Raw genomic sequence first — 26,316 nt, 5'->3', positions numbered from 1 at the left:
AATAACGGGGAGATTTGCGCAATCAGGCGATTAGTCGAGCTCTGAGCAGTTCACCAGTTTCAGGGGATTCACGGAGTTCATATTGCGACACTTATCGGTTTCGGTGCTCATCAGTTCAATCCACTGCATCAGGAGTGCATCGAAAATCAGAACGGAGATTGCAAAGACAACCAGCCACCAGTATTTACGAATCATTGTGTCATTCCGCGAGAAGAGCGCCAGTAGAGTGGGGGAAATATACACCAAAAGCGGCGGTTTTAAAGCGGGATAAGCGAAGGTTTACAAAGCGTTGACGGACTGAAGCAGGCAATAAAAAAGGCGCTTCCCCATGCCGAAGAGCGCCTTTTTAAACAAGCATTTAACTGATTAGTATCAGTTCATGCCGTATTTTTTCAGTTTCTTACGCAGAGTACCACGGTTGATACCCATCATCAGCGCAGCGCGGGTTTGGTTACCGCGGGTGTATTGCATCACCATGTCCAACAGTGGCTGTTCAACTTCAGCCAGTACCAGCTCATACAGGTCATTAACATCCTGACCGTTCAGTTGAGCAAAATAGTTCTTCAGTGCCTGTTTAACCGAGTCACGCAGGGGCTTTTGAGTTACCTGGTCCTGAGAGTTAACGGTAGAAACGGTCAGTACGTCAGAATTTACGCGTTGTTCGAACATAGTTCTGTCAGCTCTTTATTTCATTACGCAAGATTTTCGAAGTATGCCTCCAACGCCTCCAGCTGTTCGCTGGCATCCTCTATGGCGTTGAATGTGCGCCGAAACTGGTCATCTGGAGCGTGCTCCTGGAGATACCAGGAAACGTGTTTACGCGCAATTCGGTACCCTTTCGCCTGACCGTAGTGGTCATGCAGTTCCCGAACATGCGAACAAAGCAAGCGCTTAACCTCTGCCAGAGGCAGTGGAGCAAGCAGCTCTCCAGTGTCCAGATAATGCTGGATTTCCCGAAAGATCCAGGGTCTTCCCTGAGCGGCACGTCCTATCATCAGAGCATCAGCTCCCGTATAGTCGAGCACAGCTCTGGCTTTAAGCGGGTCAGTTATGTCGCCATTCGCGATAATCGGAATGGAAACTTTCTGCTTAACTGCCCGAATGCTGTCGTATTCAGCTTCACCGTTGAACAAACAGGCACGCGTGCGTCCATGAATGGTCAGGGCCTGAATGCCACAGTCTTCGGCCAGTTGGGCAATCTCTACACAGTTACGGTGTTCCGGCGACCAACCCGTGCGAATCTTTAACGTAACAGGAACGTCCACTGCGCTGACAACCGCCGTCAGGATAGCTTTCACCTGGTCGGGGTATTGCAGAAGGGCTGAACCTGCAAGCTTGCGATTCACTTTTTTGGCCGGGCACCCCATATTGATATCAATAATCTGGGCACCACTTTCCACGTTGATACGCGCGGCATCTGCCATCTCTTCAGGCACGCTTCCGGCAATTTGCACGGTGCGAATACCCGGTTCATCAATGTGCACCATCCGAAGGCGGGATTTATCGCTTTCCCAAACCTGCGGGTTAGACGACATCATCTCGGATACGGTTAAACCGGCTCCCATCTCATAGCACAGCGTCCTGAACGGCCGGTCGGTAATACCTGCCATAGGGGCTGCGATCAGGCGATTTCTAAGCTGGTGGTGTCCGATGCGCATGAGTTAAGAAATGACCATACTGTGACTGCAAGGCGGCGTATATTACGCATTTTTTGCACGAGATGAAAGGCCAAACTTTGAACAATCCACTGTTGTAGATCAAGGAATCGCCGCTCAATCTTTCCGTTAAGAATTATTCACTATTTAAATCATTATGTTATGTGGGAATGGCTATTTTATGGGCGCTTACAATTTCCCGTAACTTCTCATCATTTCTGAATAAACGGCTTACCTCAGCGGGATAATCTGCTGTTTTTAGCAGCAGATTTTCCCTCTTCTTTGCGATCTGCGTCGCATTTTAGAACATGATCTTAAGGCTCAGGATGGGCGTTATTCGACCACAACACGCCCATGCAGAGACTGTACCGGACGGTTATTATCGTGATGCATGGTATGAGTAAATTTCTCAAGCTGTTCTGCTGAGACGGTTAACGGCTGTTTGAGCACGATCCAGGTGACCCCTTCAGAACACGGTGGCGTGGTCAACGAGCCACTAAAGCGCCAGTAGGTTTTCACCTTTGGCAGCAATTTGTTCAGGTTGAGATCCTTCTCAAGGGTTACGTTCTGTTCAGCCTGCTGCGGCATCACGCTCCACAGCTTTTCCAGCTCCGGATTCGAAGCACCTTTATCAAACATGACGGCCACCACGGCCAGCTCACCCGCGCTGTTTTTATGAACCAGATGCATCTCCATCGCGTACTTTTTGCCGTGCACGGTGTTTTCGCTCGGCGCATGGAAGTGGAACTGCTGTAGCGTCCAGGTTTGCTTGTCCAGGGTGATCGTGTTGCGTGTATCTGCCTTTTCGCTGGCCTGGATGGTATGGCCATTGTTTGTCAGCCCCACTGGGCCATCAATGTAGTGCGTTTTAAGCGGGGAGAGATGGGCGTTAGCGGTTGAATCAATATTAATTGGAGACTGGTTCATCCCGCTTTGACAGGTCTTGTAAGCCTCGTCCAGTTCGCCCCAGTGTTCCGGTGAACCTTCCCCTTCGTAGCTCCAGTGTGACGCAAATGCTGAAGCCGAAACCATGCTCAGCGCCAGCAGCGCTGCCTTGCCTGTAATGTGTTTCATCATATTCTTCCGGTGAATTTTTATAATACAAATCAACATGATTTGTATGGTTATTTTACCGAAGAATGGCAGAGGGAGAGAGGATTATCAGTGGGAGAAAGGCGTGGTCAGATGACCACGCCAAATGCTTATTTTTTACGACCGGTAATACGACACCACTCTTCTTTCTCCACCACCGGGTCGAGAGTGAAAAGATCGGCGTAGGCGTCGCACACGCTGTCCGCCTGGCTTGCCAGGATACCCGAAAGCCCCAGCAGACCGCCCTCAACGGGCAGCACGCTGATTAACGGGGCCAGCTCACGCAGTGGGCCTGCCAGAATGTTTGCGACTACCACGTCGGCTTTCATGGCTTCTGACTGTGCATCAGGCAAATACAGCTCCAGACGATCGGAAACGCCGTTACGCTCGGCGTTGTCGCGGCTGGCCTGAATGGCCTGCGGATCGATATCGATCCCGATGGCTTTAGCCGCGCCCAGTTTCAGGGCGGCAATCGCGAGGATCCCGGATCCACAGCCGAAGTCGATCACCGTCTTACCGTCCAGATCGATACCATCCAGCCACTGCAGGCACAGGGACGTCGTGGGATGGGTGCCGGTACCAAACGCCAGACCCGGATCGAGCATGACGTTAACCGCGTTTTCATCAGGAACCTCGCGCCAGCTCGGGCAGATCCACAGACGCTTGCCGAACTGCATCGGGTGGAAGTTATCCATCCACTCGCGTTCCCAGTCTTTGTCTTCCAGCTGTTCGATTTTGTGCGCAAACCCAGCGCCCAGCAGAGGGTGGTTTTCCAGAATCGCGACGACCTCTTTCATGTCGGTTTCAGCATCAAACAGGCCGATAACGTCGGTATCACCCCACAGGCGGGTTTCGCCCGGCAGAGGCTCAAAGACCGGCGTGTCATGCGTGTCCTGGAAGGTGATAGAGACCGAGCCGGCCTCCATCAGCGCATCGCTCAGTTCCTCGGCGTTAGCGCCGGTTGTGTTCAGTTTTAGTTGGATCCACGGCATGGCAAAACTCTTTATTTATCAGTAGAAATCATAGCGGGCTGTGGGACGGGCTGACCAAAACGGTTCCCCACCACAAACGCCAGTAAACTTAGCAGTAACGAAGGCACAATCGGATGGAAGCCCAGGTACTGAATCTTAAACGTTGCGAGGACGGCGTACAGCACACCGCCGACAATCATGCCGCTCAGCGCGCCCGCCGCGTTTGCACGCTCCCAGTAGAGCCCTAACACCAGCGGCCACAGGAATACCGCTTCAAGCCCACCAAACGCCAGCAGGTTCAGCCAGATGATCATCTCCGGCGGGCGCCATGCGGCTAACATCATCAGAATGCCGAGCACCAGCGTGGTCCAGGTCGAGATGCGTTTCAGCTTTTGCTCATTATGCATTTTAGCCGGACGCGCGCTAAGCCACAGATCTTTGATGATAGTGGCGGAAGCCTGCAGCAGGTGCGCGTTAACGTTAGACATGATGGCCGCCATTGGTGCAGCAAGGAACAAACCTGCGGCCCACGGGGGCAGGACCTGCACCATCAGCGTAGGGATCACCTGATCCGGCACGGTCAGGTGAGGTAATACGGCCCGCCCCAGCGCGCCCGCCAGATGCATACCCAGCATCAGCAGCGCGACAACGACGGTACCAATCACAATTCCCCGATGAACGGCTTTGCTGTCTTTATAGGAGATACAGCGCACGGCGGTGTGCGGCAGACCGATAACCCCGAAGCAGACCAGCACCCAGAAGGAGGTCATAAACGCGGGCGTCAGGATATCATCAGCACCATGAGGGCTGACCAGTTTAGGATCGATCTGCTCCAGCGTTTGCACCGCATTGTGTAATCCACCGGCCGCGTAGATGACGCCGACCAGCAGCACAAGGGTGCCTATCAGCATCACCATGCCCTGCATGGTGTCGTTCAGCACGCTGGCGCGGAAGCCGCCAAACGCGGTGTACAGCGCAATTGTGATCCCGAAGATGAGCAGCCCGGTCTCGTACTTAATACCCGCTGCCGTTTCCAGCAGTCGCGCGCCGCCAATAAACTGAACGGCAATGGCGCCGACGAAGGCGACAATCAGGCTGATACTGGCAATCCAGACCACCGCGCGGCTCTGATAACGCGCCTGCAGCATATCGTTTAGCGTAATGGCGTTATAGCGGCGAGCGAGTATGGCAAATTTTTTGCCCAGAATACCCAGTGACAGCCAGATCGTGGGCACCTGGATCATGGCCAGCAGTACCCAGCCCAGCCCGTATTTATACGCCGCGCCCGGCCCGCCAATGAACGAACTGGCGCTCACGTACGTGGCGGTCAACGTCATCGCCAGCACAAACCCGCCCATCGAACGGCTGCCGAGGAAATATTCGCTCAGGAACGATCCGGTACTGCGTTTGCGCATGGCATAGAAAGAGAGGCCAAAAACCACGATCAAATAGACAACCAGTACGGTGATGATTTCAGTTTGCATCACTGTCCTCCAGCGGGAAATCGCGGAAGATAAAGCGCACCATTAGCCAGCTCAGCAAAATGAAAATCAACGGTACCAGCAGACACGCCATTTCAAACCAGTGCGGCAGGCCGGTGATACCGGAGGCTGAGCTCGGTAAGTAAGCAGTTACTAACCATGCGGCGAGATAGAGAAGGGTCAGCCACAGCGCCCAGCGCGCTTCTTTATGGGCCTGAACAAAACGTTTGTCCATTTTTTGTCCCTTGTGGATGAAGAAAGCGGGGATTGTACATGATGAGGCTTTCCAGGCCCCAGAAATAAAAAAGGCCGGATAATCCGGCCTTTTCGTGCGCGCGCAGTCTTACTTCTCGTTAAGACCGAGTTTCTTCTCGAGATAGTGGATGTTGGTTCCACCATTCTGGAAGTGCTCGTCGCTCATGATACGCATCTGCAGATCAACGTTGGTTTTGATACCGTCGATGATCAGCTCCTGCAGGGCGTTCTTCATGCGGGCAATTGCCACGTCACGGTTTTCGCCGTAGCAGATGAGCTTGCCGATCATTGAGTCATAGTACGGCGGTACGGTGTAACCGGCGTAGATATGAGACTCCCAACGCACACCAAAACCACCCGGCGCGTGGAAACGCGTGATTTTACCTGGGCTTGGCAGGAAGGTGTTCGGGTCTTCGGCGTTGATACGACACTCGATCGCATGGCCTTTCACCACAACTTCTTCCTGCTTGATGGAGAGCGGCTGGCCTGCAGCGATACGCAGCTGTTCTTTGATCAGGTCAACGCCGGTGATCATTTCGGTAACCGGGTGTTCAACCTGAATACGGGTGTTCATTTCGATGAAATAGAACTCGCCGTTTTCGAACAGGAACTCAAAGGTACCCGCCCCGCGATAGCCGATATCGACACACGCTTTGGCGCAACGCTCGCCGATGTAGCGACGCAGTTCCGGGGTAATACCCGGTGCTGGCGCTTCTTCGACCACTTTCTGGTGACGACGCTGCATGGAGCAGTCACGTTCTGCCAGATAGATCGCGTTACCCTGACCGTCGGCCAGCACCTGAATTTCGATGTGGCGTGGGTTTTCCAGGTATTTTTCCATGTATACCATGTCATTGCTGAAAGCGGCTTTCGCTTCAGCTTTGGTCATGGAGATGGACTGCGCCAGGTCGGCATCGCTACGCACAACGCGCATACCGCGACCGCCGCCGCCGCCAGACGCCTTGATGATAACCGGGTAGCCAATGCGTTTAGCATGAGCACGGTTAGCATCCATGTCGTCGGTCAGAGGGCCGTCAGAGCCTGGTACGGTTGGCACACCGGCTTTTTTCATCGCGGTGATTGCAGACACTTTGTCGCCCATCAGGCGGATGGTGTCGGCTTTCGGACCGATGAAGATGAAGCCAGAGCGTTCAACCTGCTCAGCAAAGTTGGCGTTCTCAGAGAGGAAGCCGTAACCCGGATGAATTGCCACCGCGCCGGTGATTTCAGCGGCGCTGATGATAGCCGGGATGTTCAGATAGCTTTTTACGGACGGAGCCGGGCCAATACAGACCGTCTCATCCGCCAGCAATACGTGTTTTAAATCGCGATCCGCGCTTGAGTGCACCGCGACGGTCTTGATGCCCAGTTCTTTACAGGCACGAAGAATACGCAGAGCAATCTCGCCGCGGTTGGCGATAACAATTTTATCCAGCATGTTCGCCTCGTTACTCGATGACGACCAGCGGCTCGTCAAATTCAACCGGCTGACCACTTTCGACCAGAATCGCTTTCACAGTACCTGATTTGTCTGCTTCGATCTGGTTCATCATTTTCATCGCTTCAACGATGCACAGGGTATCGCCTACGTTGACTTTCTGACCCACTTCGATGAACGCCTTCGCGTCCGGGCTCGGGGTGCGGTAGAAAGTACCAACCATTGGGGAACGTACGATGTGACCACTGATTTCTGCTGCAGCGGCAGGTGCGGCTTCAGTTGCTGCTGGCGCAACGGCTGCGGAGAGCGCAGGCTGCTGCACTGGCGCAGCATAAGCCTGCTGCATTACCGGGAAGCTAGCGGCTGGGGCTGCACGGCTGATGCGTACAGACTCTTCGCCTTCAGAAATTTCCAGTTCGGAGATGCCTGATTCTTCAACCAGCTCGATCAGTTTTTTAATCTTACGAATATCCATGAGTGGGTTCCGTACTCTTGTTTAGTGTGATTGTGACAAGCGTTTTACCGCTGTCTGTAAAGCGTATGAATAGCCGTCTGCGCCCAGTCCACAGATAACGCCAGCAGCGATATCTGACAGATACGAATGGTGGCGGAACGGCTCTCGGGCGTGCACGTTACTCAGGTGGATCTCGATAAACGGGATACTCACCGCGAGCAGTGCGTCGCGGATAGCAACACTGGTGTGCGTAAACGCGGCCGGATTGATCAGGATATAGTCCACATTGTCTTTAGCCTGATGAATACGGTCGATGATTGCGTACTCCGCATTCGACTGAAAATGATCCAAATCCACATTCAGTGACGCTGCTTCCGTTCCCAGACGGTTAACAATTTCACTCAATGTCAGCGTGCCGTACTTCTCTGGCTCACGGGTTCCGAGCATGTTCAGGTTCGGTCCGTTCAAAACTAAGATATGGAACTTATCAGTCATTATGCCGCTATCTCCTGCGATTTTCGGGTAAAAAACAAAATATACCTTCGAAACGCAAATGTCACCTTTTCAGAGGCTTAAAACCGCTGTCAGGCGAACCAAGGTCGCACATTATAACGATTTCGTAGCATTTAGCAGCTAAATACTGGTCTTATCAGGGAAGATTATCAACCGCTATCCGAAAAAGATTTGCGGTTGACGGGGAATATGCGGGAAAACGCACAGTTTCGCGCACTATCGCAACCACTGGCGGAACTTCTTGTAACGCCATGCTAAAAGCGCCACGGCGGCCAGTGCGTACAGGACCGGCTGCGGGGAGAGGATCTTCACCGACCACAGGTAATGAAAAGGGGCGAGGATCGCGACAAGATAGACGAAGTTGTGCAGCAACTGCCAGCGCCTGCCCAGTTTTCGCTGTGCATATTGCGTGGAGGTCAGCGCTAACGCCAGTAAAATCACCCAGCTCACAATACCCAGCGTCAGATAAGGGCGTGTCACCAGTTCGCGGCCAAGCAGTGCCAGATTGTTAATTCCCAGCTCCAGCAGGGCATAGCTGGTGAGATGCAGCGTCGCCCAGGCAAAACACCATAGCCCTAACAGCCGACGGGTGCGTATCAACAGTGGCTGTTTAGCGTAGCGCGCCAGCGGCGAGACGAGCAAGGTGGCCAGCAAAAATTTCAGAGCCATCCGACCGGTAAAATGCTGGATATCCTTGGCCGGGTCGGCGCTAAAGAGCCCCTGGCTGGCGGCCCAGAACAGCCATATAAAAGGAAGCAGCCCGGCCAGATGCAGAAGCACTTTAAGCCAGGTAATCTGTTTTGCCGTTAAACGCACTCAGAAGTTCTCCCGTAAATTGAGGCCACGGTACAGCGAGGCCACTTCATCCGCATAACCGTTAAACAGCAGCGTGGGCTGACGCTTCACGTCCAGCGCACCGCCGGAACCGATAAACCGCTCGGTCGCCTGCGACCAGCGCGGGTGATCCACATGCGGGTTCACGTTGGCGAAGAAACCGTATTCGTCCGGGGCCGCCAGATTCCAGGTGGTAGGCGGGCGCTCGCGGGTGAGCTTAATGCTGACGATGGACTTAATTCCTTTGAAACCGTATTTCCACGGTACGGTTAAACGAATGGGGGCACCGTTCTGCGGCGGAAGCGCCTTGCCGTACACGCCGACGGTCAGCAGGGTAAGCGGGTGCATCGCCTCATCGAGGCGTAACCCTTCCACATACGGATACTCAAGCCCGCCGCCAATAAACCGGTCTTTTTGTCCAGGCATCTCGTCCGGCGCATAGCGCGTCTGGAAGGCGACATATTTTGCGTTGCTGGTGGGCTCAACCATCGCCAGTAATTTATGCAGCGGGAAGCCAATCCAGGGCACCACCATCGACCAGGCTTCCACACAGCGCATACGGTAGATACGCTCTTCGAGCGGGAAACGGGTGGTCAGATCGTGATGATCCAGCGTCAGAGGTTTCGCCACTTCGCCCTCAATCTTCAGCGTCCACGGATCGGTTTTGAGGCTACCGGCGTTGGCGGCAGGATCGGCCTTGTCGAGACCAAATTCGTAGAAGTTGTTGTAGCCGGTGACTTTATCTTCTGGCGTAAGCGCGAGTTTGTTCTGCCATTGGGCGGGTTTCGTAAAGGTGAGCGGGGCGCCGGAAGGGGCCTTCGGCCGATCGTTGCCTTTAAACCAGTCGAGCAGGTCGGCGTGTGCTGCCGGCGAGAGCGAGAGCGCGGTGGCGCTGATGCCAAGCATTTTCAGGATCTGGCGGCGCTGTAACATAAAGACAGACTCAGACGTTACGTCGGCTTCCGTCAGTTTTCGGTTTTTCATGGCATCCTCCGTCATGCGTTTTCCTAAGCATGACGGAGGAGAGGGATTCGCGCGAATATGTCACGAAAATTTGAAGATTAGGCGATTTTCACCAGCGCGCGACCGTGGAACTGGTTGTCCATGATCTTACTGGCATAGTCCGGTGCCTGGCTGAGCGTAATCTCCGTGGCGCTCCGGGTGTAGAAGGATTCCGGCAGGTCGCGTACCAGACGTTCCCATGCCTGCGTACGGCGAGCCGCTGGGGTCATCACGGAATCCACACCCTGCAGGCGGACGTTACGCAAAATAAATGGCATCACGGTGGTGGGCAGGGCAAATCCGCCCGCCAGTCCGCAGGCAGCCACGCAGCCGCCGTAGTTCATCTGCGCCAGGACTTTTGCCAGCACCTTATCACCGACGGTATCTACCGCGCCTGCCCAGACCTGTTTTTCCAGCGGACGGGTTTCAGCGAATTCGTCACGGCTGAGAATGCGGTTTGCACCGAGCTGGCGCAGGTAATCGTGGGTGCTTTCACGACCGGAAACCGCCGCGACCTGATAGCCCAGTTTGTGCAGTAACGTCACTGCCGTGCTCCCCACGCCCCCGCTGGCACCGGTGACGACAATTTCGCCCGATTCAGGGCGGATACCCGCCTCTTCCAGCGCCATTACGCACAGCATCGCGGTAAAGCCTGCCGTGCCGACGATCATCGCTTTGCGGCCATCCATGCCTTTCGGCATCGGCACCAGCCAGTCGCCCTTCACGCGCGCCTGCGTGGCCAGCCCGCCCCAGTGATTTTCACCTACGCCCCAGCCGGTGAGCAGCACCTGCTGGCCCGGGTGGAAGCGCGGATCCTCGCTGGTATGAACCCGGCCCGCGAAATCAATACCTGGCACCATAGGGAAATTTCGGATGATTTTACCCTTACCGGTAATCGCCAGCGCATCTTTATAATTTAAACTAGACCAGTCGATGTCGACGGTTACTTCGCCTTCCGGCAGGCGACTCTCTTCTACCGCCTGCACTGAGGCAAGCGTTTTGCCGTCCTGCTGTTCTAAGATCAAAGCCTGCATACGGGGTCCTCTCGACTCATATGATTGGAAAATAATTTCTGAAGACTATACTCGCTCAGGGAAACGCAGTGCCGATTTAACGCAATAAATTGCCAGATACACCCGATTTGGTAGTATGCCGCATTCGAAATGCAAGTTAGCGCTTACTCGCTACCCCATCAACCCACGGAGTAATCTCAAGGATGCGATTAACGACGAAATTCTCAGCTTTTATCACTTTGCTGACGGGGCTTACCATTTTTGTCACCCTTCTGGGCTGCTCTCTGAGCTTTTACAACGCCATTCAGGACAAACTGGTCAACCGGGTGCAGTCCGTCGCGTCGGTGATTGATACGCGTCTGCTGACGACGCCGCTACCGGCGCTCACCCGTGAGCTCGATGAGTTGATGGTACCTGTTGATATTGTTCAAATCGACATTCAGCAGGGAAAGCATCGTGTGTTAAGCCATGAACGGCCGGGAGGTTATCGGCCTGCGGGCGTGGTGAGCCAGTACCGGGAAGTGACGGTGCATTCCCTGAAAAATCCGGGGATGACCATCCACATGGTCTACCTCGATCCGATGGCCAGCTATTTCCGTTCCATGATGACCACCGCGCCGCTCACCGTGGCGGTGGCGTTTATCGTCCTGCTGATCTTTCTCGCGGTCCGCTGGCTGCGTCGCCAGCTCTCCGGACAGGAGCTGCTGGAGATGCGCTCCGTGCGGATCCTTAACGGTGAGCGCGGCCCGCAGGTGCGTGGTTCCGTCCACGAATGGCCGTCACGCGCCAGCAGCGCGCTGGATACGCTGCTCTCGGAAATCCAGTTTGCCAGCGACCAGCGCAGCCGTATGGATTCGCTGATCCGCTCCTATGCCGCCCAGGATAATAAAACTGGCCTGAACAACCGCCTCTTCTTTGATAATCAACTCGCCACGCTGCTCGACGATTCGGAAAAAGTGGGGACGCACGGGGTGGTGATGATGATTCGCCTGCCTGACTTTGATCTCCTGCGCGATACCTGGGGACAGCGGGCCGCGGAAGAAAATCTCTTTACGCTGATCAACCTGCTCTCCACCTTTATTATGCGCTACCCGGGTGCGCTGCTGGCCCGCTATCACCGCAGCGACTTTGCCGTGTTGCTGCCGCACCGAACGCTGAAAGAGTCAGAAAGCATCGCCAGCCAGTTGCTGAAGGCGGTGGATGCGCTGCCGCAGAGCAAAATGCTCGACAGGGACGATATGGTCCACATGGGGATCTGCGCCTGGCGTGGCGGGCAATCGACAGAACAGGTGATGGAACATGCGGAAGCGGCCACCCGCAACGCCGTGTTGCAGGGCGCGAACGGATGGGCGGTGTATGATGACTCCCTGCCGGAAAAAGGGCGCGGTAACGTGCGCTGGCGAACGCTGATTGAGCAAATGCTGAGCCGCGGCGGACCGCGTATTTATCAAAAACCCGCGGTCATGAAAAACGGCAACGTTCACCACCGTGAACTGATGTGCCGTATTTTTGACGGTACGGAAGAGGTTATCTCGGCGGAATATCTGCCAATGGTCCTGCAATTTGGTCTGTCCGAAGAGTATGACCGCCAGCAAATTACCCGGTTAATTCCGTTTTTATCTTTCTGGCCGGAAGAGAGCCTGGCGCTGCAGGTCACCGTGGAGTCGTTAATACGCCCACGTTTTCAGCGCTGGCTACGTGATACATTAATGCAATGCGAAAAATCGCAACGCAAACACATTATTTTTGAACTTGCTGAGGCCGATGTAGGTCAACACATCAGCCGGTTACGTCCGGTGGTACGTTTGATCAATGCGCTCGGTGCGCGTGTCGCGGTGACGCAGGCAGGTTTAACGCTGGTCAGTACCGACTGGATTAAGGCGCTGGATGTGGAGTTATTAAAGCTACATCCAGGGCTGGTAAGGAATATTGAGAAGCGTACGGAAAACCAGCTGCTGGTACAGAGTCTGGTAGAAGCATGCAAGGGAACGCGAACACAAGTATTTGCTACGGGCGTGCGCTCCAGAGGGGAATGGCAGATGTTAACAGAGCGCGGTGTCATGGGTGGTCAGGGGGATTTTTTTGCTGCCTCTCAACCGCTTGACACCAACGTGAAAAAATATTTGCAAAGATACTCTGTTTGACCTGCCGTTTACGCTGTTTTCACGTAGAATATCGCGCCTGTAGCTTTGAGTATGTCGAGCAAAAAGCCAGTGAACGACCTTAACGGGTTACAAACGTCAGTGGGGAACGCTACTGTTTACTCAGCCCTGAGGGAGTCAGGGGATGATTTTGTAACATCAGGAAACGTACTGCACAAATTTTCACCGTTGCAGATGATTTTTGCGCCTTGTCGCTGCTGCGTGTGGTTGGTAAAGTAAGCGGATTTTGTTTTCCGCCCCAGCTTTCAGGATTATCCCTTAGTATGTTGAAAAAATTTCGTGGCATGTTTTCCAATGACCTGTCCATTGACCTGGGTACTGCGAATACCCTTATTTATGTAAAAGGACAAGGCATCGTATTGAATGAGCCTTCCGTTGTGGCCATTCGTCAGGATCGTGCAGGCTCGCCGAAAAGCGTGGCCGCTGTGGGTCATGACGCGAAGCAGATGCTGGGTCGTACCCCTGGCAACATCGCCGCTATTCGCCCAATGAAAGACGGCGTTATCGCCGACTTCTTCGTGACTGAAAAAATGCTTCAGCACTTCATCAAGCAGGTTCACAGCAACAGCTTCATGCGTCCAAGCCCGCGTGTTCTGGTGTGTGTGCCGGTTGGCGCAACCCAGGTAGAGCGTCGCGCAATTCGTGAATCTGCCCAGGGTGCTGGTGCGCGTGAAGTGTTCCTGATTGAAGAGCCAATGGCGGCGGCAATCGGTGCAGGTCTGCCTGTGTCTGAAGCGACCGGTTCCATGGTGGTGGATATCGGTGGTGGTACCACTGAAGTGGCCGTTATCTCTCTGAATGGCGTGGTGTACTCCTCTTCCGTACGTATCGGTGGTGACCGCTTCGACGAAGCCATCATTAATTATGTACGCCGTAACTACGGCTCTCTGATCGGTGAAGCCACCGCAGAGCGTATCAAACACGAAATCGGCTCTGCGTATCCGGGCGATGAAGTGCGTGAGATCGAAGTACGTGGCCGTAACCTGGCTGAAGGTGTGCCACGCGGTTTCACCCTGAACTCCAACGAAATTCTGGAAGCACTGCAGGAACCACTGACGGGTATCGTGAGCGCGGTAATGGTCGCGCTGGAACAGTGCCCACCAGAGCTGGCGTCCGATATCTCCGAGCGCGGTATGGTTCTGACCGGTGGTGGTGCGCTGCTGCGTAACCTCGACCGCCTGTTAATGGAAGAGACAGGTATTCCTGTCGTAGTTGCAGAAGATCCACTGACTTGCGTCGCCCGTGGTGGTGGCAAGGCGCTGGAAATGATCGACATGCACGGCGGCGATTTGTTCAGCGAAGAGTAGTCGAGTTTGAGAGGGTAGCAATTTGCTACCCTTTCTCTCTGACGCGAGAATACGCATAGCCTATGAAGCCAATTTTTAGCCGTGGCCCATCGCTACAGTTTCGCCTCATTCTGGCGGTTCTGGTTGCGCTTGGGGTCATTATTGCCGATAGCCGCCTCGGTACGTTCAGCCAGATCCGAACGTACATGGATACCGCCGTCAGTCCTTTCTACTTTATATCCAATGGTCCCCGTGAACTGCTCGACTCCGTTTCTCAAACGCTGTCTTCACGTGACCAACTCGAACTCGAAAACCGGGCATTACGTCAGGAACTGTTGCTGAAAAACAGTGAACTGCTAATGCTGGGGCAATACAAGCAGGAAAATGCGCGTCTGCGTGAACTGCTCGGCTCGCCGCTGCGTCAGGATGAGCAGAAAATGGTCACTCAGGTGATCTCCACCGTGAACGACCCTTACAGCGATCAGGTTGTGATCGACAAAGGGAGCGTGAACGGGGTGTATGAAGGTCAGCCTGTTATCAGTGATAAAGGCGTCGTGGGCCAGGTGGTTGCCGTGGCCAAACTGACCAGCCGCGTGTTGCTGATTTGTGATGCCACGCATGCGCTGCCGATCCAGGTACTGCGCAACGACATCCGCGTGATTGCGGCCGGGAATGGCTGTACGGATGACCTGCAGCTGGAACACCTGCCAGCCAACACGGATATCCGCGTGGGCGACGTGCTGGTGACCTCCGGTCTGGGTGGCCGCTTCCCTGAAGGCTATCTGGTTGCGGTGGTCTCTTCGGTGAAGCTGGATACGCAGCGTGCCTATACCGTGATTCAGGCGCGTCCAACCGCCGGTTTGCAGCGTCTGCGCTATCTGCTGCTGCTGTGGGGCGCCGATCGTAACGGGGCTAACCCGATGACGCCTGAAGAGGTGCATCGTGTGGCAAATGAACGCCTGATGCAGATGATGCCGCAGGTTCTCCCGCCTGCGGACTCCATGGGGCCGCCTGCGCCAGTCCCGGCGCCGGCAACCGGGTTAACGCAGCCGCTGCCGGATGCGCCGCCACCGCCTAAACTCTCTTCGGGAGGGCAGTAGTGGCAAGCTATCGTAGCCAGGGACGCTGGGTCATCTGGCTCTCGTTTCTCATTGCACTGTTGCTGCAAGTGATGCCCTGGCCGGATGACATTCTCGTTTTCCGGCCAAACTGGGTATTGCTCATTTTGCTCTACTGGATCCTTGCCCTGCCGCATCGCGTAAATGTCGGCACAGGTTTTGTGATGGGTGCCATACTGGATCTCATTAGCGGCTCAACGCTTGGCGTACGCGCCTTGTCCATGAGCATTATTGCGTACCTCGTCGCACTCAAATTCCAGCTCTTCCGTAACCTTGCGCTCTGGCAACAGGCCCTGGTTGTGATGTTGTTGTCGCTCGCTGCGGATATCGTTGTTTTCTGGGCAGAGTTTTTAGTGATCAACGTCTCTTTCCGACCGGAAGTGTTCTGGAGTAGTGTAGTAAACGGTGTGCTCTGGCCATGGCTGTTCCTGCTGATGCGTAAGGTTCGCCAGCAGTTTGCTGTGCAATAAAAGGTTTCTATGACGTCTTTGTATCTCGCTTCCGGCTCCCCGCGCCGTCAGGAACTCCTGACGCAGCTAGGGGTCTCTTTTGAACGCATCGTGACCGGCATTGAAGAAAAACGTGCTGAGGGCGAAAGTGCTCAACAGTACGTGTCACGTCTGGCGCGTGAGAAAGCGCAGGCGGGCGTGGCCAGTGTGCCACGCGATCTCCCTGTGCTGGGGGCAGATACCATCGTTATCCTGAACGGTGAAGTGCTGGAGAAACCGCACGACGCCGATCATGCAGCGCGCATGCTGCGCAAGCTGTCCGGACAAACGCATCAGGTGATGACTGCCGTCGCGCTGGCCGATCGCCAGCACGTGCTGGACTGCCTGGTGGTGACGGAAGTGACCTTCAGAGTACTTACCGACGACGACATCGCCGCTTATATTGCCAGCGGTGAACCGATGGATAAAGCAGGTGCATACGGTATTCAGGGGCTGGGTGGCTGTTTTGTCAGGAAGATTCATGGCAGCTATCACGCCGTAGTCGGCTTACCGCTGGTGGAAACGTATGAGTTGCTGAGCAATTTTAACTCACTGCGTGAGGGAAGGGATAATTATGACGGCTGAATTGTTGGTAAACGTAACGCCATCGGAAACCCGTGTGGCCTATATTGATGGTGGCATTCTTCAGGAAATTCATATTGAGCGTGAAGCGCGGCGCGGAATAGTAGGCAATATCTACAAAGGTCGTGTCAGTCGTGTACTACCGGGTATGCAGGCGGCTTTTGTAGATATTGGACTCGATAAGGCGGCATTTTTACATGCCTCCGATATCATGCCGCACACCGAGTGCGTCGCGGGCGAAGAGCAAAAGCAGTTTGCCGTGCGCGACATTTCTGAGCTGGTGCGTCAGGGACAGGATCTGATGGTGCAGGTGGTGAAAGATCCCCTCGGCACCAAAGGCGCCCGTCTGACCACCGATATCACCTTACCTTCCCGCTATCTGGTCTTTATGCCCGGCGCGTCGCACGTGGGCGTCTCACAGCGTATTGAGAGCGAAAGCGAGCGCGAGCGTCTGAAAAAAGTGGTCAGCGCCTACTGCGATGAACAGGGCGGATTTATCATCCGTACCGCCGCGGAGGGGATCAGCGAGGAGGACCTGGCGTCGGATGCGGCTTACCTGAAGCGCGTCTGGACAAAAGTGATGGAGCGTAAAAAACGCAACCAGACCCGCTATCAGCTCTATGGTGAGCTGGCGCTGGCGCAGCGCGTTCTGCGTGATTTTGCCGACGCGCAGCTCGACCGCATCCGCGTGGACTCTCGCCTGACGTATGAAGCGTTGCTGGAGTTTACCGCCGAATATATTCCGGAGATGCCAGGCCTGCTGGAGCACTACACCGGGCGTCAGCCGATCTTCGATCTCTATGATGTCGAAAACGAGATCCAGCGTGCTCTGGAGCGTAAGGTTGAGCTGAAGTCCGGCGGCTATCTGATCATCGATCAGACCGAAGCGATGACGACCGTCGATATCAACACCGGTGCGTTCGTCGGCCATCGCAATCTCGATGACACCATTTTCAACACCAACATCGAAGCCACGCAGGCCATTGCGCGCCAGCTTCGTCTGCGCAATCTGGGCGGCATTATCATCATCGACTTCATCGATATGAGTAATGAAGACCATCGTCGCCGCGTGCTGCACTCGCTTGAGCAGGCCCTGAGTAAAGATCGTGTGAAAACCAGCATCAACGGCTTCTCACAGCTGGGGCTGGTGGAAATGACGCGTAAGCGTACCCGCGAGAGCGTGGAGCATGTGCTGTGTAATGAATGCCCAACCTGCCATGGACGCGGAACGGTAAAGACGGTTGAGACCGTCTGTTACGAGATCATGCGTGAAATTGTGCGTGTGCATCATGCCTACGACTCCGACCGTTTTCTGGTCTATGCTTCCCCTGCGGTGGCTGAAGCGCTGAAAGGCGAAGAGTCACACGCGCTGGCGGAAGTGGAAATCTTTGTCGGCAAACAGGTAAAAGTACAAATTGAACCGCTCTATAACCAGGAGCAGTTTGACGTCGTGATGATGTAAGCGCAGTACGCTGCGTGACGAATGCTGACAAGGAGAGATGCGTGAGGCGATTGCCGGGGATTTTATTGCTTACAGGGGCAACGCTGGTCGTGATTGTCGCGTTGCTCGTGAGCGGGCTACGCCTCGTTTTACCGCATCTGGACAGCTGGCGTCCGCAGCTGCTGGCGAAAATCGAATCCACTACCGGCGTGCCGGTGGACGTCAGCCAGGTCAGCGCTAACTGGCAGAATTTTGGCCCGACGCTCGATGTCCGGGATATCAACGCCAGCCTGAAAGATGGCGGCTACCTGAAAATCAAACGCGTGACCCTGGCGCTGGACGTCTGGCAAAGCCTGCTGCATCTTCGCTGGCAGTTTCGCGATCTCACCTTTTATCAGCTCCAGTTCCTGACCAATACGCCGCTGTCTGGCGGCGATAGCGGTCAGGGTCTTGAAGCCAACCGCTTCAGCGATCTTTTCCTCCGCCAGTTCGATCATTTCGATCTGCGCGACAGCGAAGTGAGCTTTATTACTCTTTCCGGCCAGCGCGCCGAGCTGGCAATCCCGCAGCTGACCTGGCTCAACGGTAAGGATCGGCACCGCGCCGAGGGGCAGGTCAATCTCTCAAGCCTGAACGGCCAGCACGGCGTGATGCAGGTGCGCATGGATCTGCGCGACGATGACGGCCTGTTAAATAACGGCAAAGTCTGGCTGCAGGCCGACGATGTGGACGTCAAGCCGTGGCTGGGCGACTGGCTCCAGCAAAATATGCAGCTGGAAACGGCCCGCTTCAGTCTTGAAGGCTGGTTGACCCTGACGAAAGGCGAATTTGCCAGCGGCGATATCTGGCTCAAGCAGGGAGGCGCGAGCTGGAAAGGTGAAAACCAGCAGCATCAGCTTTCCGTCGATAACCTCACCGCGCACGTGACGCAGGAGAAAGAGGGCTGGCAGTTTGCCATTCCCGATACGCGCATCACGATGGACGGCAAGCCGTGGCCGCGCGGTGCGCTGACGCTGGCCTGGATGCCGGAGCAGGACGTTGGCGGCACGGCCAGTAAACGCAGCGACGAGCTGCGTATCCGTGCCAGTAACCTGGATTTGGCCGCTATTGAAGGGCTGCGCTCGATGGCGGCAAAGCTCTCTCCTGACCTGGGCGAGATCTGGCTGGCTACGCAGCCGAGCGGAAAGATTGATTCTCTGGCGCTGGATATCCCGCTTCAGGCGACGGAAAAAACCCGTTTCCAGGCGACATGGAAAGATCTTGCCTGGAAGCAGTGGAAGCTGTTGCCGGGTGCGGAGCACTTTAGTGGCAAGCTGGAAGGCAGCGTGGAGAACGGCAGGCTGACGGTTGATATGCACGACGCCAAAATGCCTTACGAGACGGTCTTCCGCGCGCCGCTGGAAATCGAACAGGGCAACGCAGTGCTTAACTGGCTCCGTAACGACAAGGGTTTCCAGCTCGATGGCCGGCATATCGACGTCAAAGCGAAAGCGGTGCACGCGCGCGGCGACTTCCGCTATTTGCAGCCTGAAGGGGATGAGCCGTGGCTGGGGATTCTGGCCGGGATCAGTACCGATGACGGCTCCCAGGCCTGGCGCTATTTCCCGGAAAACCTGATGGGGAAAGCGCTGGTAGACTATCTGAGCGGTGCGATTCAGGGCGGTCAGGCGGATAATGCCACGCTGGTTTACGGCGGTAATCCCCATCTGTTCCCGTATAAGCATAATGAAGGTCAGTTCCAGGTTCTGGTGCCGCTGCATGACGCCACCTTCGCGTTCCAGCCGGGCTGGCCCGCGCTGAAAAACCTGGATATCGAACTTAATTTCCTTAATGACGGCCTGTGGATGAAGTCCGACAGCGTGGCGCTGGGCGGCGTGACGGCCAGCAACCTGACGGCCAACATTCCGGACTACTCAAAAGAGAAGCTGCTGATTGATGCCGACATCAATGGTCCCGGCAAGGCGGTGGGACCGTACTTTGAGGAGACCCCTCTGAAAGAGTCGCTGGCCGCGACGCTTCAGCAGCTCCAGCTTGATGGCGATGTGAATGCTCGCTTACATCTTGATATCCCGCTGGACGGTGAGATGACCACCGCGAAAGGCGACGTCCGTCTGAAGAACAACAGTCTGTACATCAAACCCCTTGAGAGCACCCTGAAAAATCTCAGCGGGCAGTTCAGCTTTGAGAACGGTAACCTGAAGAGCGAACCGCTTACCGCCAGCTGGTTTAATCAGCCCGTGAATATCGACTTCACGACCACAGAGGGTGAAAAGGCGTATCAGGTGGCCGTCAATCTGGACGGCAACTGGCAGCCAGCGCGAATGGACGTCCTGCCGAAGCCGATTGAGGCGTCCGTGGAGGGCGCGGTCGCCTGGAAAGGTAAAGTGGCAATAGACCTGCCTTATCACGCGGGCGCGCAGTACAAGGTCGACATCACGGGCGATCTGAAAAACCTTCACAGCCAGCTGCCTGCGCCGCTGGATAAACAGGCCGGACAGCCGCTGCCGGTGAAGCTGAACGTGGATGGCAACCTGAACAGCTTCGCGCTGACCGGCAGCGCGGGCGGGACGAACCACTTCAACAGCCGCTGGCTGCTTAACCGCAAGCTCACCCTCGACAAAGCCATCTGGACGACGGATAGCCGCTCCACGCCACCGCTGCCGGAGCAGGCGGGCATTGAGCTGAATCTTCCGCCGATGGACGGTGCAGAGTGGCTGGCGCTGTTCCAGAAAGGCGTTGGGCAAAACGTCGATGAAACCGCCCAGTTCCCGCAAGCCATTACCGTACGCACGCCGTCGCTAATGCTCGGCGGGCAGCAGTGGAACAACCTGAGCATCGTCTCACAGCCTGGCGCTAACGGTACGAAGGTGGAAGCCCAGGGCAGAGAGATCAACGGTACGCTGACCATGCGCAATCACGCGCCGTGGCAGGCGGCGATCCGCTACCTCTACTACAACCCGGCAAGCGCCGCGAGCGGGAAAGACAAACCGGCTGCGACGTCGCCGCTGAGTCAAATCTCCCGCGTCGATTTTAGCGGCTGGCCCGATCTCCAGCTGCGCTGTGCAGAGTGCTGGCTGTGGGGGCAGAAATATGGCCGCATCGACGGTGATTTTGCCATCCAGGGAAACACGCTTACGCTCTCGGGCGGCCTGGTTGATACCGGCTTCGGCCGCATGACGGCGGGCGGGGAATGGGTGAATAATCCGGGCGAGCAGCGGACGTCCCTCAAGGGCGACATTAAAGGCAACAAACTGGATGCAGCAGCCAATTTCTTTGGCATCAGCACGCCGCTGCGCGGTTCATCATTTGACGTTAATTACGATCTTCACTGGCGCGACGCACCGTGGAAGCCAGATGAGGCCTCGCTGAACGGCATTCTGAAAACCCACTTCGGCAAAGGTGAGATCGCCGACGTGAGCACGGGGCGCGCCGGGCAGATCCTGCGCCTCCTCAGCTTTGATGCGCTGCTGCGCAAGCTGCGCTTCGATTTCAGCGATACCTTCAGCGAAGGGTTCTACTACGATTCCATCCGCAGTACGGCGTGGATCAAGGATGGCGTTCTGCATACGGACGATACGCTGGTGGATGGCCTGGAAGCGGACATTGCCATGAAAGGCTCCGTTAACCTCGTGCGCCGCGAGCTGGATATGGAAGCCGTGGTGGCACCGGAAATTTCCGCGAGCGTGGGCGTTGCGGCGGCCTTTGTGGTGAACCCGATTGTCGGTGCGGCGGTGTTTGCCGCCAGCAAAGTGCTGGGGCCGCTGTGGAGCAAGGTCTCCATTCTGCGCTACCGCATTACCGGTCCGATCGATAAACCGCAGATTAACGAGGTGCTGCGCCAGCCGCGCAAAGATGCACAGCAATGATTTGACGTGGGCAGGTAATTGCCTCACTCTCAATAAATACGATCTTTATACCGCCACGGGCGGCAACGAACGAGTAGCAATACGATGAGTCTGAACCTGGTAAGTGAACATTTGCTCGCAGCGAACGGCCTGAGCCATCAGGACCTGTTCTCCATTCTTGGTCAACTGACCGAACGCCGTCTCGACTACGGCGACCTTTATTTCCAGTCGAGCTATCACGAATCCTGGGTTTTAGAAGACAGCATCATCAAAGATGGCTCTTACAACATTGACCAGGGCGTCGGCGTCCGCGCCGTCAGCGGCGAGAAAACCGGTTTTGCCTATGCGGATCAGATTAGCCTCGCCGCACTTGAGCAGAGCGCGCAGGCGGCGCGCACCATTGTGCGTGATACCGGTGATGGACGTGTGAAAACGCTGGGAGAAGTGCAGCACTCTGCGCTCTATACCAGCATCGATCCGCTGCAGAGCATGAGCCGTGAAGAGAAGCTGGATATCCTGCGTCGCGTGGACAAAGTCGCCCGCGCGGCGGATAAACGCGTGCAGGAAGTTTCTGCCAGCCTGAGCGGTGTGTATGAACTGATTCTGGTGGCGGCAACCGACGGCACCCTGGCGGCTGATGTCCGTCCGCTGGTGCGTCTCTCAATCAGCGTGCAGGTCGATGAGGACGGCAAACGCGAGCGCGGCTCAAGCGGCGGCGGCGGTCGTTTTGGCTATGACTGGTTCCTGGGCGACGTTGACGGTGAAGCGCGCGCTGACGCGTGGGCAAAAGAAGCCGTGCGCATGGCGCTGGTGAATCTGAATGCCGTCGCGGCACCGGCGGGGTCATTCCCGGTGGTGCTGGGTGCCGGCTGGCCGGGTGTGCTATTGCACGAGGCGGTGGGTCACGGTCTGGAAGGCGATTTTAACCGTCGCGGGACCTCAGTGTTCAGCGGTCAGATCGGGCAACTCGTCTCCTCTGAGCTGTGCACCGTGGTGGATGACGGCACCATGCTTGACCGTCGTGGCTCGGTGGCTATCGACGATGAAGGTACGCCAGGTCAGTACAATGTGCTGATTGAAAATGGCGTGCTGAAAGGCTACATGCAGGACAAACTCAACGCGCGCCTGATGGGCGTCGCGCCGACGGGCAACGGACGTCGCGAATCTTACGCGCACCTGCCGATGCCGCGCATGACCAACACGTATATGCTGCCGGGCAAATCCACACCGCAGGAGATTATCGAATCCGTTGATTACGGTATCTTTGCGCCAAACTTTGGTGGTGGCCAGGTGGACATCACCTCCGGTAAGTTTGTCTTCTCTACCTCAGAAGCGTACCTGATTGAGAAGGGCAAAGTGACCAAAGCGGTGAAAGGTGCGACGCTAATTGGCTCCGGTATTGAAGCCATGCAGCAGATCTCGATGGTCGGTAACGATCTGAAGCTGGATAACGGCGTGGGCGTCTGCGGTAAAGAGGGCCAGAGCCTGCCGGTGGGCGTGGGCCAGCCAACGCTGAAAGTGGACAACCTGACGGTAGGCGGCACAGCCTGACCTGAATCGGCATAAAAAAATGGCGCTACTGATGTAGCGCCTTTTTTTTAACGTAAGTTACCCAGCGGTATCTCCGGATCCGGCTCGTGTGTGATGCGGTTACGCAAGTCACGACGAATAATTTCGATCGACCAGAACCAGACCAGATGGCCTACGATCTCTGAAACGTGTTCATACCACGGCAGCTCAAACAGCGGTGGCGTCAGCCCCATCAGCGGGAAGGAGATCATATGCACAAAGAGCTGAGCTAACGCACCCGCCAGCAAACCCTGCCAGAGTTTAATTTTCGGGAAGACTTCAGCCACGACACAATAGCCAACAGCGAAGACGATTGAGAAAATAATATGCGTCACGCCAACCCAGTTAAATATATGTCCGGCAAATGTATAAACTGCCGCGTTAGGATCAACAACGCCCAGCCAGTCGCGTAAAAATACATAGGGAGGGTTTAAAAAATTGCGGGAACAGTCAATCTGGCTTGCGGCTCTTATTAATTGCTCGGGTCCACATGCGCCGGTGAATAAGTCGGTGGGGCTGCGTGGCGGAAGCGGTACTTCGGCTCCCCATTTGACAAACGCGGAGACAATCCCTGCAATTAAACCGATGAACGCGGCGAGTCCATAGCGCCTGCGTGAAGGCGGTGTTTGTTCAAATAGATTCATTTCTTTTCCTTGTTTAACGTCATCCTGCGGAATACATTTTATTATTCATATCAGCAACAAATTAATAACAGTCCGACAAGCAGACTGCATATAAAGTAATGGGCTGGCGGCAGTAGTGTCAATTCTCTATTCCTGATAGTGGCGAAGGAATATTCCTGAATGAACAAGAGATTCATCCTGGGAATATTCATTGCCTCTATGCGTTCAGAAATAAATTGATTATTCCTTTCTTCTTCCTCGCATCCCCTGAAACAGCTCCGCCACGTCCACAAAATACTCGGTCAGATAGTTAATACACACCTGGACTTTCAGCGGAAGCTTGTCTTTTTCGGTATACAGGGCGTACACCGGACGCGGATCGGACTGGTAGCGCGGGAAGAGGATCTCCAGCACGCCGCTGTTGATCTCGTTGATCACCCACATCAGCGGCACGTAGGCGATCCCGGCACCGGCCACCAGCCAGCGCGAAATGGTCATCGGATCGTTAGTGACAAACCGTCCCTCCGGCAGCAGCCGGGTGGAGATCCCCTCCGGGGCAATCAGCTCAAATTCATTGTCGGGCCGCACGCTGTACTCCAGCCACGAGTGGTTGGTGAGGTCGGCGGGTTTCTCCGGCACACCGTACTGGGCCAGATAGCTCTTCGAAGCGCAGACGACCATCGGCATGCTGCCCAGCCGACGCGAGAACAGGCTGGAATCCTGCAGCGCGCCGACGCGGATCACCACGTCCAGACCGTCGGCTATCAGATCCGGCGCCGGGATGCCCGTCACCAGATTAACGGTAAGCCCGGGATACTCTTTCAGCATATCCGCCGTCATGGCAGCGAGAACATTTTGTGCCATAGTTGAAGAACACCCGATGCGCAGCGTGCCGATGGGGGTGTTGTTGAAGGCGTAGAGCTGTTCGTGAACATCCTGCACTTCCAGCAGCATACGGCGACAGCCCTGATAGTAAATTTTGCCCGCTTCCGTCAGCCCAATGCTGCGGGTACTGCGGTTGAGCAGCTTGACCTGAAGCTCATCTTCCAGTTTAGACACCGTCTGGCTGATGGATGAGACGCTCATCTGAAGCTGGCGTGCAGCGGCGGTAAAGGAGCCCAGTTCAACCACTTTGGCGAAGACTGACATGCGTTTTAAACGTTCCATTGTTCACTCTGGCTTAAAAGTGATTTAGATCACATATTATAGATAACAGCATAACAGTTACGTTAATATATTATTTATTACATAACGGCTGCGCCATTCTCGCCCGGCGTTTCTTGCTCTCCTGCGATGGCGTGCGCTAAAAAATTCTGAAGCCTGCACTCTCTCTAATCAAGGTCAACATGAGTCTGTTTCCCGTTATCGTGGTGTTCGGTTTGTCCTTCCCACCGATATTTTTCGAGCTTCTTTTATCACTGGCGATCTTCTGGCTGGTGCGCAAGGTGCTGGTCCCTACCGGGATCTACGATTTCGTCTGGCACCCTGCATTGTTCAATACCGCGCTGTATTGCTGCCTGTTCTACCTTATATCGCGCATGTTTGTCTGAGGTTGATGTGAAAACGCTAACAAGAAAAATCTCCCGCACTGCCATCACCATGGCGCTGGTTATCCTCGCCTTCATCGCTATTTTCCGCGCCTGGGTCTATTACACCGAATCACCGTGGACGCGTGATGCACGCTTCAGCGCCGATGTGGTGGCGATCGCCCCTGACGTGGCCGGTCTCATCACGGCGGTCAACGTACACGATAACCAACTGGTGAAAAAAGATCAGGTTCTGTTCACCATCGACCAGCCTCGTTACCAGAAAGCACTGGAAGAGGCGGAAGCGGACGTGGCCTATTACCAGGCGCTGGCTGCGGAGAAACGCCGCGAAGCTGGCCGCCGTAACCAGCTTGGCGTTCAGGCAATGTCCCGTGAAGAGATTGATCAGTCCAACAACGTGCTGCAAACCGTGCTGCACCAGCTGGCGAAAGCACAAGCAACGCGCGATCTGGCGAAGCTCGATCTGGAGCGTACCGTGATCCGCGCGCCGTCTGATGGCTGGGTGACCAACCTTAATGTGTATGCCGGGGAATTTATTACCCGTGGCTCAACCGCCGTGGCGCTGGTGAAACAGAACTCCTTCTACGTACTCGCCTATATGGAAGAGACCAAGCTGGAAGGCGTACGTCCGGGCTACCGGGCAGAAATCACGCCGCTGGGCAGCAACCGCGTCTTTAAAGGTACCGTCGACAGCGTCGCCGCAGGAGTGACCAACTCCAGCAGCTCGAACGATGCAAAAGGAATGGCAACGGTGGATTCCAATCTCGAGTGGGTGCGTCTGGCCCAGCGCGTGCCGGTCCGTATCCATCTGGACGAACAGCAGGGCAACCTGTGGCCTGCGGGTACCACGGCGACAGTGGTGATTACCGGTGAAAAAGATCGGGATGCCAGCCAGGACTCGTTCTTCCGTAAAATCGCCCACCGTCTGCGCGAGTTTGGTTAATCGC

General features: G+C 55.5%; 25 protein-coding genes. 10 read left to right on the top strand and 15 right to left on the bottom strand.

Annotation, left to right across the window (positions count from 1 at the left end; all coding sequences use genetic code 11):
- Nucleotides 1-30: 30 nt before the first annotated feature.
- The 13 genes from KGP25_RS22170 to KGP25_RS22110 all read right to left on the bottom strand — a co-directional run bounded on the left by KGP25_RS22170 (nt 31) and on the right by KGP25_RS22110 (nt 10,729).
- Nucleotides 31-195 carry a DUF2556 family protein gene (locus tag KGP25_RS22170; protein ID WP_008502862.1) on the bottom strand — a complete coding sequence of 55 codons (165 nt, stop codon included), beginning with the start codon at nt 193-195 and terminating at the stop codon, nt 31-33.
- 177 nt (nt 196-372) lie between these two features.
- Nucleotides 373-669, bottom strand: a complete 297-nt coding sequence (gene fis, locus KGP25_RS22165; RefSeq protein WP_000462905.1) for a DNA-binding transcriptional regulator Fis — start codon at nt 667-669, stop codon at nt 373-375.
- A gap of 23 nt (nt 670-692) precedes the next feature.
- A complete protein-coding gene (gene dusB, locus KGP25_RS22160; protein WP_008502861.1) occupies nt 693-1,658 on the bottom strand; it encodes a tRNA dihydrouridine synthase DusB in 966 nt (321 codons plus the stop codon).
- Between the two features lie 330 nt (nt 1,659-1,988).
- Nucleotides 1,989-2,729, bottom strand: a complete 741-nt coding sequence (locus KGP25_RS22155) for a carbonic anhydrase family protein (protein WP_223540599.1) — start codon at nt 2,727-2,729, stop codon at nt 1,989-1,991.
- A 128-nt stretch (nt 2,730-2,857) separates the two neighbouring features.
- Nucleotides 2,858-3,739: a 50S ribosomal protein L11 methyltransferase gene (prmA, locus tag KGP25_RS22150; protein WP_223539632.1), complete on the bottom strand. Its 882-nt coding sequence runs from the start codon at nt 3,737-3,739 to the stop codon at nt 2,858-2,860.
- A gap of 11 nt (nt 3,740-3,750) precedes the next feature.
- Nucleotides 3,751-5,202, bottom strand: a complete 1,452-nt coding sequence (gene panF / locus KGP25_RS22145; RefSeq protein ID WP_032650448.1) for a sodium/pantothenate symporter — start codon at nt 5,200-5,202, stop codon at nt 3,751-3,753.
- Nucleotides 5,192-5,434 (bottom strand): YhdT family protein, encoded by a 243-nt coding sequence (locus KGP25_RS22140; RefSeq protein ID WP_069719892.1) that lies wholly within the window; start codon nt 5,432-5,434, stop codon nt 5,192-5,194. Before KGP25_RS22140 ends, panF begins: the two co-directional genes overlap by 11 nt.
- A gap of 108 nt (nt 5,435-5,542) precedes the next feature.
- The gene (accC, locus tag KGP25_RS22135) at nt 5,543-6,892 is read right to left on the bottom strand and encodes an acetyl-CoA carboxylase biotin carboxylase subunit (protein WP_024906319.1); all 1,350 of its coding nucleotides are present in this window, start codon (nt 6,890-6,892) and stop codon (nt 5,543-5,545) included.
- A gap of 10 nt (nt 6,893-6,902) precedes the next feature.
- Nucleotides 6,903-7,367 carry an acetyl-CoA carboxylase biotin carboxyl carrier protein gene (gene accB / locus KGP25_RS22130; RefSeq protein ID WP_013098992.1) on the bottom strand — a complete coding sequence of 155 codons (465 nt, stop codon included), beginning with the start codon at nt 7,365-7,367 and terminating at the stop codon, nt 6,903-6,905.
- 21 nt (nt 7,368-7,388) lie between these two features.
- Nucleotides 7,389-7,841 carry a type II 3-dehydroquinate dehydratase gene (gene aroQ, locus KGP25_RS22125; protein WP_024906320.1) on the bottom strand — a complete coding sequence of 151 codons (453 nt, stop codon included), beginning with the start codon at nt 7,839-7,841 and terminating at the stop codon, nt 7,389-7,391.
- Between the two features lie 234 nt (nt 7,842-8,075).
- Nucleotides 8,076-8,675 (bottom strand): protein-methionine-sulfoxide reductase heme-binding subunit MsrQ, encoded by a 600-nt coding sequence (gene msrQ / locus KGP25_RS22120; protein ID WP_223539631.1) that lies wholly within the window; start codon nt 8,673-8,675, stop codon nt 8,076-8,078.
- Nucleotides 8,676-9,677, bottom strand: a complete 1,002-nt coding sequence (msrP, locus tag KGP25_RS22115; protein ID WP_048028796.1) for a protein-methionine-sulfoxide reductase catalytic subunit MsrP — start codon at nt 9,675-9,677, stop codon at nt 8,676-8,678.
- Nucleotides 9,678-9,754: 77 nt separating this feature from the next.
- Nucleotides 9,755-10,729: an MDR family oxidoreductase gene (locus tag KGP25_RS22110; RefSeq protein WP_048028798.1), complete on the bottom strand. Its 975-nt coding sequence runs from the start codon at nt 10,727-10,729 to the stop codon at nt 9,755-9,757.
- A gap of 182 nt (nt 10,730-10,911) precedes the next feature.
- Here KGP25_RS22110 and csrD point away from each other — a divergent pair, with 182 nt between their 5' ends.
- The 8 genes from csrD to tldD all read left to right on the top strand — a co-directional run bounded on the left by csrD (nt 10,912) and on the right by tldD (nt 23,181).
- A complete protein-coding gene (csrD, locus tag KGP25_RS22105) occupies nt 10,912-12,852 on the top strand; it encodes an RNase E specificity factor CsrD (RefSeq protein ID WP_063622563.1) in 1,941 nt (646 codons plus the stop codon).
- A gap of 281 nt (nt 12,853-13,133) precedes the next feature.
- Complete coding sequence (gene mreB / locus KGP25_RS22100; protein ID WP_000913396.1) at nt 13,134-14,177, top strand: rod shape-determining protein MreB; 1,044 nt, start codon at nt 13,134-13,136, stop codon at nt 14,175-14,177.
- A 62-nt stretch (nt 14,178-14,239) separates the two neighbouring features.
- Entirely contained in the window at nt 14,240-15,256 is a 1,017-nt protein-coding gene (mreC, locus tag KGP25_RS22095) for a rod shape-determining protein MreC (RefSeq protein ID WP_223539630.1), read from the top strand.
- Nucleotides 15,256-15,744, top strand: coding sequence for a rod shape-determining protein MreD (gene mreD / locus KGP25_RS22090; protein ID WP_023309399.1), 489 nt, complete (start codon nt 15,256-15,258; stop codon nt 15,742-15,744). Before mreC ends, mreD begins: the two co-directional genes overlap by 1 nt.
- A gap of 9 nt (nt 15,745-15,753) precedes the next feature.
- On the top strand, nt 15,754-16,347 hold the full coding sequence (locus tag KGP25_RS22085) for a nucleoside triphosphate pyrophosphatase (RefSeq protein ID WP_045910135.1): 594 nt from the start codon (nt 15,754-15,756) through the stop codon (nt 16,345-16,347).
- Nucleotides 16,337-17,806 carry a ribonuclease G gene (gene rng, locus KGP25_RS22080; protein WP_008502847.1) on the top strand — a complete coding sequence of 490 codons (1,470 nt, stop codon included), beginning with the start codon at nt 16,337-16,339 and terminating at the stop codon, nt 17,804-17,806. The genes KGP25_RS22085 and rng overlap by 11 nt, the downstream gene beginning before the upstream one ends.
- Before the next feature lie 41 nt (nt 17,807-17,847).
- Nucleotides 17,848-21,651 carry an AsmA2 domain-containing protein YhdP gene (yhdP, locus tag KGP25_RS22075; protein ID WP_223539629.1) on the top strand — a complete coding sequence of 1,268 codons (3,804 nt, stop codon included), beginning with the start codon at nt 17,848-17,850 and terminating at the stop codon, nt 21,649-21,651.
- An 84-nt stretch (nt 21,652-21,735) separates the two neighbouring features.
- Nucleotides 21,736-23,181 (top strand): metalloprotease TldD, encoded by a 1,446-nt coding sequence (gene tldD, locus KGP25_RS22070; protein WP_045910133.1) that lies wholly within the window; start codon nt 21,736-21,738, stop codon nt 23,179-23,181.
- 47 nt (nt 23,182-23,228) lie between these two features.
- Here the strand turns inward: tldD and KGP25_RS22065 are convergent, their stop codons facing one another.
- Entirely contained in the window at nt 23,229-23,843 is a 615-nt protein-coding gene (locus KGP25_RS22065) for a YagU family protein (RefSeq protein WP_032642433.1), read from the bottom strand.
- 219 nt (nt 23,844-24,062) lie between these two features.
- A complete protein-coding gene (aaeR, locus tag KGP25_RS22060; RefSeq protein ID WP_023309395.1) occupies nt 24,063-24,989 on the bottom strand; it encodes an HTH-type transcriptional activator AaeR in 927 nt (308 codons plus the stop codon).
- 179 nt (nt 24,990-25,168) lie between these two features.
- On the opposite strand from aaeR, the gene aaeX reads away from it, so the two are divergent.
- Both aaeX and aaeA read left to right on the top strand, forming a co-directional pair.
- A complete protein-coding gene (aaeX, locus tag KGP25_RS22055) occupies nt 25,169-25,372 on the top strand; it encodes a p-hydroxybenzoic acid efflux pump operon protein AaeX (protein ID WP_003860416.1) in 204 nt (67 codons plus the stop codon).
- Nucleotides 25,373-25,379: 7 nt separating this feature from the next.
- Complete coding sequence (aaeA, locus tag KGP25_RS22050; protein WP_023309394.1) at nt 25,380-26,312, top strand: p-hydroxybenzoic acid efflux pump subunit AaeA; 933 nt, start codon at nt 25,380-25,382, stop codon at nt 26,310-26,312.
- Nucleotides 26,313-26,316 lie beyond the last annotated feature (4 nt).

The organism is Enterobacter sp. JBIWA003, assembly GCF_019968825.1.
Taxonomy (GTDB): Bacteria; Pseudomonadota; Gammaproteobacteria; order Enterobacterales; family Enterobacteriaceae; genus Enterobacter; species Enterobacter quasiroggenkampii.
This window is presented reverse-complemented; position numbering and strand designations above follow the sequence as displayed.

Coding starts and splice junctions, on each gene's coding strand:
- KGP25_RS22170 (WP_008502862.1), bottom strand. CDS start 195: ATGATTCGTAAATACTGGTGGCTGGTTGTCTTTGCAATCTCCGTTCTG.
- fis (WP_000462905.1), bottom strand. CDS start 669: ATGTTCGAACAACGCGTAAATTCTGACGTACTGACCGTTTCTACCGTT.
- dusB (WP_008502861.1), bottom strand. CDS start 1,658: ATGCGCATCGGACACCACCAGCTTAGAAATCGCCTGATCGCAGCCCCT.
- KGP25_RS22155 (WP_223540599.1), bottom strand. CDS start 2,729: ATGAAACACATTACAGGCAAGGCAGCGCTGCTGGCGCTGAGCATGGTT.
- prmA (WP_223539632.1), bottom strand. CDS start 3,739: ATGCCGTGGATCCAACTAAAACTGAACACAACCGGCGCTAACGCCGAG.
- panF (WP_032650448.1), bottom strand. CDS start 5,202: ATGCAAACTGAAATCATCACCGTACTGGTTGTCTATTTGATCGTGGTT.
- KGP25_RS22140 (WP_069719892.1), bottom strand. CDS start 5,434: ATGGACAAACGTTTTGTTCAGGCCCATAAAGAAGCGCGCTGGGCGCTG.
- accC (WP_024906319.1), bottom strand. CDS start 6,892: ATGCTGGATAAAATTGTTATCGCCAACCGCGGCGAGATTGCTCTGCGT.
- accB (WP_013098992.1), bottom strand. CDS start 7,367: ATGGATATTCGTAAGATTAAAAAACTGATCGAGCTGGTTGAAGAATCA.
- aroQ (WP_024906320.1), bottom strand. CDS start 7,841: ATGACTGATAAGTTCCATATCTTAGTTTTGAACGGACCGAACCTGAAC.
- msrP (WP_048028796.1), bottom strand. CDS start 9,677: ATGAAAAACCGAAAACTGACGGAAGCCGACGTAACGTCTGAGTCTGTC.
- KGP25_RS22110 (WP_048028798.1), bottom strand. CDS start 10,729: ATGCAGGCTTTGATCTTAGAACAGCAGGACGGCAAAACGCTTGCCTCA.
- csrD (WP_063622563.1), top strand. CDS start 10,912: ATGCGATTAACGACGAAATTCTCAGCTTTTATCACTTTGCTGACGGGG.
- mreB (WP_000913396.1), top strand. CDS start 13,134: ATGTTGAAAAAATTTCGTGGCATGTTTTCCAATGACCTGTCCATTGAC.
- mreC (WP_223539630.1), top strand. CDS start 14,240: ATGAAGCCAATTTTTAGCCGTGGCCCATCGCTACAGTTTCGCCTCATT.
- KGP25_RS22085 (WP_045910135.1), top strand. CDS start 15,754: ATGACGTCTTTGTATCTCGCTTCCGGCTCCCCGCGCCGTCAGGAACTC.
- rng (WP_008502847.1), top strand. CDS start 16,337: ATGACGGCTGAATTGTTGGTAAACGTAACGCCATCGGAAACCCGTGTG.
- tldD (WP_045910133.1), top strand. CDS start 21,736: ATGAGTCTGAACCTGGTAAGTGAACATTTGCTCGCAGCGAACGGCCTG.
- KGP25_RS22065 (WP_032642433.1), bottom strand. CDS start 23,843: ATGAATCTATTTGAACAAACACCGCCTTCACGCAGGCGCTATGGACTC.
- aaeR (WP_023309395.1), bottom strand. CDS start 24,989: ATGGAACGTTTAAAACGCATGTCAGTCTTCGCCAAAGTGGTTGAACTG.
- aaeX (WP_003860416.1), top strand. CDS start 25,169: ATGAGTCTGTTTCCCGTTATCGTGGTGTTCGGTTTGTCCTTCCCACCG.